We start from the raw sequence: 6,308 nt of genomic DNA, 5'->3' as shown, positions 1-6,308 counted from the left end.
GAATGCGGTCTGCATAACCAAAGTGTGGCACGCGGATTTCAATATCTGCAAGGCCTGCCATTTTGCCGCCATCTTTACCTGTTAGCGCAATCGTCTTCATGCCTTTCGCTTGTGCTGCTTCAATCGCTTTCAGGATGTTACCTGAGTTACCTGAAGTCGACAGACCAAACAGTACGTCACCTTTTCGACCAACCGCTTCTACATAACGTGAAAACACGAAGTCATAACCAAAGTCATTACTCACACAAGAAAGGTGGCTTGGATCTGAAATAGCAATACCAGCATAGCCAGGACGATTTTCTCGGTAACGGCCTGTTAGCTCTTCGGCAAAGTGCATTGAATCACAGTGAGAACCACCGTTACCACACGACAATACTTTACCATCTTGCTTGAATGAGTCAGCAATCATTTTCGCCGCTGCTTCGATTTGCGCAATGTTATGGTCATCGCTTAAAAATTTGTTGAGCACTTCAGCAGCTTCGTTTAATTCACTTCTAATCAGATCATGGTACATAAGACGTTCTCTTTATTATTTCGGCTTCAGTCAGCTCTTGACTCACTGAGCAAATTGTTCTGATACCAATTTGGTATCGGACATTTCATAAACCGGAACTCGGGTTTGATTACTCTGAGTTTACCCACAAACGAGAATTAGTGTCGATAGTGAACCAACAGATTTAGATTAGTGATGGTAATAAACTTGTCAACTTGCTCATGAAACCATCACTCAAATCTCAACTTTAGAATTTTAACTCTACTTAGATCACTTTTTATCCAATCTTATGTTTTACATTTCCTTAATATTTTGATTACACTTAAACCAACTGGTTAGACCTCTTACCTAACATGCAGACGTACAAAACTTATAAAGTCTGAAAAGGAAAATATATATGGACATCTTGCTCTCAATCATCACGATGGCGATCGTGCTAGGCATTACGCTCTACCACCGCATGTCTCTCGTGAAATCTATTAGCTTACTCACCGCAGCCATGCTGGCTCTTACAGTAGCTGGTACTGTCGGCGTTATTGGTTGGGCGATTTACGTTCTCGCCGCAGCTGTGCTCGCGGTTCCTGGCGTACGTCAGTCTTTAATTAGCCGCAAAGCGTTAGTGCTTTTCAAGAAAGTGCTGCCAGCTATGTCTCAAACCGAAAAAGAAGCGTTAGACGCAGGTACCGTCTGGTGGGAAGCCGAACTATTTAAAGGCAAACCAGAGTGGCAAAAGCTACACGCAATTCAAGCACCTAAGTTAAGTGCGGAAGAACAAGCCTTTTTAGACGGCCCTGTGAATGAAGTGTGCGCCATGGTGAGTGATTTCCAAGTGACCCATGAACTCGCGGACTTACCGCCAGAAGTTTGGCAATACCTGAAAGATCATAAGTTCTTCGCCATGATCATTAAGAAAAAGTACGGTGGTCTTGAGTTCTCAGCATACGCGCAATCACTAGTACTACAAAAACTAACGGGTGTTTCTGGCGTTCTATCGTCTACCGTTGGTGTTCCTAACTCTTTGGGCCCAGGTGAGCTACTGCAACACTACGGTACTGAAGATCAAAAAAATCATTACTTACCGCGTCTAGCTGAAGGTAAGGAAATCCCTTGTTTCGCCCTAACAAGTCCAGAAGCGGGTTCTGACGCTGGATCTATTCCAGATTACGGTGTGGTCTGTAAAGGCGAATGGGAAGGAAAAGAAGTACTGGGTATGCGCCTGACTTGGAACAAGCGCTACATCACCCTAGCGCCAGTCGCAACCGTACTAGGCTTAGCATTTAAACTTCGCGACCCTGAAGGTTTGCTAGGCGACAAAGAAGATCTTGGCATCACTTGTGCGCTTATCCCAACTGATGTCAAAGGTGTTGAGATTGGTAACCGACACTTCCCACTCAATGTGCCATTCCAAAATGGTCCAACGCGCGGTAAAGACATCTTTGTTCCTATCGATTTCATTATCGGTGGCGAAAAAATGGCGGGCCAAGGTTGGCGTATGCTGGTTGAGTGTCTGTCGGTTGGACGTGGTATCACGCTACCTTCAAACTCAACAGGTGGCATCAAAACTGCGGCAATGGCAACCGGTGCTTACTCACGTATTCGCCGTCAGTTCAAACAGCCTATCGGCCATATGGAAGGGGTTGAAGAACCATTAGCACGCTTGGGTGGTAATGCTTACGTGATGGATGCAGCAAGCAACTTAACCGTTGCGGGTATCGACTTAGGTGAAAAGCCTTCAGTAATCTCAGCTATCGTGAAGTATCACTGTACGCACCGCGGCCAGCAAAGCATCATCGATGCAATGGACATCGTAGGCGGTAAAGGTATCTGTATGGGACCTTCTAACTTCCTAGCTCGTGGTTACCAAGGTGCGCCAATCGCGGTAACGGTTGAAGGTGCTAACATTCTAACACGCTCAATGATCATCTTTGGCCAAGGCGCAATCCGTTGCCATCCGTACGTTCTTGAAGAAATGAACGCGGCGTATTCTGAAGCAAGTAATGCTGTCGAGAAATTTGATAAAGCGCTTGCTGGTCACGTGAGCTTTACAATGAGTAACCTAGTGCGCAGTATCTGGTTTGGTTTGAGCGACGGTCTGGGCTCTTCATCACCAACCAAAGATGCAACCAAGCGTTACTACCAACAATTGAACCGTTACAGTGCAAACCTTGCTCTGCTATCGGATATCTCAATGGCAGTGCTAGGTGGCTCTTTGAAGCGTAAAGAGCGTCTATCAGCACGTCTTGGTGACATTCTAAGCCAGCTATATTTGAGCTCTGCGACGTTGAAACGTTTTGAGCAAGATGGCCGTCCAGTTGAAGATTTGCCATTAGTACATTGGGGCTTGCAAGACAGCTTGAAGCAAACTGAAGTGGCAGTAGATGAATTCTTAGCAAACTTCCCGAACAAAGTAATTGGCCGTGCGCTACGCGTATTAATCATGCCATTTGGTCGCGTACGCAAAGCACCAAGCGATAAACTAGACAGTAAAGTGGCGCGCATTCTACAAACGCCAAGTGCAACGCGCTCACGCATTGGTCGCGGTCAATACCTTGAACCAACCGAGCACAACGCAGCAGGTAAGATTGAACTTGCACTATCAGTCATTCTTCAAGCTGAGCCTGTGTTTGACAAAGTATGTAAAGCGCAGGGTAAGCGTCGCCCATTCTTACGTTTGGATATGATTGCTCAGGAAGGGCTAGAGCAAGGCTTTATCACGCAAGAAGAAGCCGATCTACTCAGAGAAGCGGAACAGCATCGTCTAGATACAATCAACGTTGACGATTTTGAGCCGGAACTGCTTGCCGCAAAGCCGCTATACCCTCAGATGGATAGTGTCGCGTAACTCTAGAATCTGAGACCACAAACGGGAGTATCAGCTCCCGTTTTTTATTGCTTCCAGAATCGGATTCATAACACCTCACACTACAAAGCCCCCCTGCGCAATAAAATCCTCGCACTCCAATCTTTTCCCCGATTTCCAGTGATAACTAACTCACAGACGTTCCAACTAAGCGGTGTATACTTTAAGTAACTCACTCACATATATGGTAAATCCGTTGGCTAAAATATTACTCGCACAGTGGTTCCCAGGGCTTGTTCAGCTTAAGCATTATCAAAAAGAATGGTTTGTTAACGACTTTAGAGCCGCCTTTTCTGTTGTCGCGGTTGCACTGCCAGTTGCCATAGCTTACGCACAATTAACTGGTGTATCCGCAATTGTCGGTCTGTATTCGTGTGTACTGCCAATGTTGGTTTACGCCATGATGGGCACATCTCGACAACTCATTGTCGGACCCGATGCAGCAACCTGTGCAGTGATTGCTGCTGTTGTGACACCACTTGCCGCAGGTGACCCCACAAAACATTGGCAGTTGGTTATGACCATGACAGCGATGACGGGGATTTGGTGTGTACTGGCAAGTCGTTTCAAGCTAGGGGTATTTGCAGATTTCCTTTCTCGTCCGATTCTTTTGGGTCTACTCAACGGTGTTGCTCTCACAATTATCGTTGGTCAGTTTGCGAAAGTAGTCGGTTTGAAATACGAGCAACGTTATTTACTAGAACGTTTATGGGAAGCTCCACAACGATTAACCGATCTTCATTGGCCTACTGTAACTCTGAGTATCGTGACAGTTGTCGTTTATTTGCTCACCAAACGCTACCGACCAACTTGGCCTGCTGCCATGCTGGCGATCCTCGTAACTACTGCGTCAGTTTGGTTTTTCCATTTACAAGAGATGGGCGTATCGGTTGTCGGACTCACTCAAGGTGGCTTCCCTCAGTTTCAAACACCGGAGTTTGAGCTAGGTGAAGTCCGTGAACTAGTGGTCCCGGCGCTCAACCTTGCGATTGTCAGTTTTGTTAGCATGATGCTCACCGCCCGCAGTTTCGCTGCTAAAAACGGTTATGATATTGATGCTAATAAAGAGTTTCAGGCGTTGGGTTTTGCCAACATTGCCTCAGCGTTTTCGCAAGGTTTCGCGATAAGCGGCGCTGACTCACGCACAGCCGTCAATGATGCAAATGGCGGTAAATCTCAATTAGTTTCGATTGTCGCCGCAATCACCATTGCCATTATTGCGGTATTTATTTACGAGCCTTTACAGTTCATCCCTATCGCTTCACTTGGTGTTGTATTGATCATTGCGTCCCTATCGCTGCTCGATCTTAAAGCAATTTGGAAATTAAAATCTCGTGACAAAGATGCATTTTATCTGGCCATCATTACTTTTATTTCTGTGTTGATCGTGGGTGTAATACCGGGGATCACTTTGGCGGTACTGTTAGGGCTGTTTCAATTTTTACGGATTGTCATGCGACCGAGTGATCAGCTACTTGGCTTGGATGAAAAAGGTACCATTCGGACCATCGACGACTCAGGAAAAGCTTCGCCTATTCCTGGAATGGTGATTTACCGCTTTAACTCACCGCTAACTTACTTCAATGCTCCTTACTTTAAACGTAGAGTGTTAGAGCAGGCAGAGCATCACAAAGACGCAAGTTGCGTTGTCATCGACGCCGTATCGAGCTTTACTCACTTGGATCTCAGTGTGATGGCAACACTGGCAGATATTCACAATACTTTGAAAAAGAGAGGCGTACGCTTAATCCTCGCTGGAAGGAAACGACGTCTTCGTCAATGGTGTGAGCTTACTGGTATCAGCACCAGTGAAGGAGGCATCTTACTGCGAGCTGATATGTACCTTGCCATTAAACTTAGTGGCTGTTACATCAGTGCTGTGGGTGAGGGACAAATTCCTACTGTTCAAAAAGAGCCTGATTTAGAGCAGCCACCCAAACCAATTCCAGAAGTGGCTTAAATACAAATTTAATATAGAAAACAGGAAATTAAACTCCTGTTTTCTAGTGCTTATCTTCACAGCTGAATACGTGTTACGCCTTTGGCTTAAACTTTTTTGTCATCCCTTGGCTTTTAGGAGCCACCAGCCTATAACCAAGCTTTTCGTAAAAGACCGGTTCATCAGCAATCATAGAAACGTAAGAGCCTTCAAGTGCAACAGATGAAAGATAACCGTCGATGTATTCCATGACTTTTCTACCTAAACCGTTGCCTTGATAATCAGAATCAACGGCAACGTCGACAATTTCGAAGTTACACGCCCCGTCACCAACAACCCGACCCATTGCAATGAGCTTTCCTTCATCCCGAACAGATACGCCATATAACGAATTGGGTAGACCAATTTCAGCAGCTTTCAACGATTTGGGTGATAGCCCGGCTTTGACACGCATATCACAGTATTCTTTCGGGCTTGGCACATGCTCTTCATATCTTATTGTCATTATGTACTACTCCTTTGTATCACCTTGGAGCTTACATAACTAAACTGTATAAATAAACAGTTAAACGTTGGAAAGATGTTCCCATTAAGCACACAAAGTATCAGGTCTAGAAAAGAAGCCACCGACAACTCTGACGCCATAATAGATATAAGTTGCTCTGAAGCTAGACATTCCTTTTTCTAAACATGTTTCTCTCAACAACGTATCCGCATGCTTTCGAGCACTTTGTGGCAACACCTCTTCCCTCATGAGTTGGTAAAGAGCATCATGCACTAAAGAAGCTTTCATAATGTTTTTTGTGTCTAACGCTGGCCCACTCGCTCCATCCCATGCATAGCCCTTTTTAATCGTTAACACGCCTTGTTTGGACAAACTAAGAAAAGGGCTGTCATACGCGTTACTCACTGAAATGTGAGTCTCAATCTTTTCTTCAGAATGGAGAGTGTATTTATACTTCTGACGCTTTTTGTATTTCATCAGAGACCTCGCGTTTACTTATTCTTATTTATCA

Annotated in this window: 5 protein-coding genes; 2 read left to right on the top strand and 3 right to left on the bottom strand. The window is 45.2% G+C overall.

What is annotated here, in order from left to right; genetic code table 11:
- Positions 1-514: D-sedoheptulose 7-phosphate isomerase (lpcA, locus tag CAG68_RS14840; RefSeq protein WP_161441317.1), on the bottom strand; the 514-nt coding region annotated here is incomplete at its 3' end.
- Between the two features lie 376 nt (positions 515-890).
- Between lpcA and fadE the strand changes: the two genes are divergently transcribed.
- Both fadE and CAG68_RS14830 read left to right on the top strand, forming a co-directional pair.
- On the top strand, positions 891-3,335 hold the full coding sequence (gene fadE, locus CAG68_RS14835; RefSeq protein WP_054574853.1) for an acyl-CoA dehydrogenase FadE: 2,445 nt from the start codon (positions 891-893) through the stop codon (positions 3,333-3,335).
- Between the two features lie 202 nt (positions 3,336-3,537).
- Positions 3,538-5,313 (top strand): SulP family inorganic anion transporter, encoded by a 1,776-nt coding sequence (locus CAG68_RS14830; RefSeq protein WP_005380390.1) that lies wholly within the window; start codon positions 3,538-3,540, stop codon positions 5,311-5,313.
- Between the two features lie 73 nt (positions 5,314-5,386).
- Here CAG68_RS14830 and CAG68_RS14825 read toward each other — a convergent pair whose 3' ends face one another.
- Together CAG68_RS14825 and CAG68_RS14820 are read right to left on the bottom strand one after the other, a co-directional pair.
- Entirely contained in the window at positions 5,387-5,797 is a 411-nt protein-coding gene (locus CAG68_RS14825) for a GNAT family N-acetyltransferase (protein ID WP_017633770.1), read from the bottom strand.
- An 84-nt stretch (positions 5,798-5,881) separates the two neighbouring features.
- Complete coding sequence (locus CAG68_RS14820; protein ID WP_017633769.1) at positions 5,882-6,274, bottom strand: DUF1353 domain-containing protein; 393 nt, start codon at positions 6,272-6,274, stop codon at positions 5,882-5,884.
- Between the last annotated feature and the right edge of the window lie 34 nt (positions 6,275-6,308).

This window comes from Vibrio sp. V42_P2S4T144 (genome assembly GCF_009904715.1).
Classification (GTDB): domain Bacteria; phylum Pseudomonadota; class Gammaproteobacteria; order Enterobacterales; family Vibrionaceae; genus Vibrio; species Vibrio alginolyticus.
Note: the sequence above shows the minus strand (reverse complement) of the source record. Positions and strands in the feature narration are given on the sequence as shown.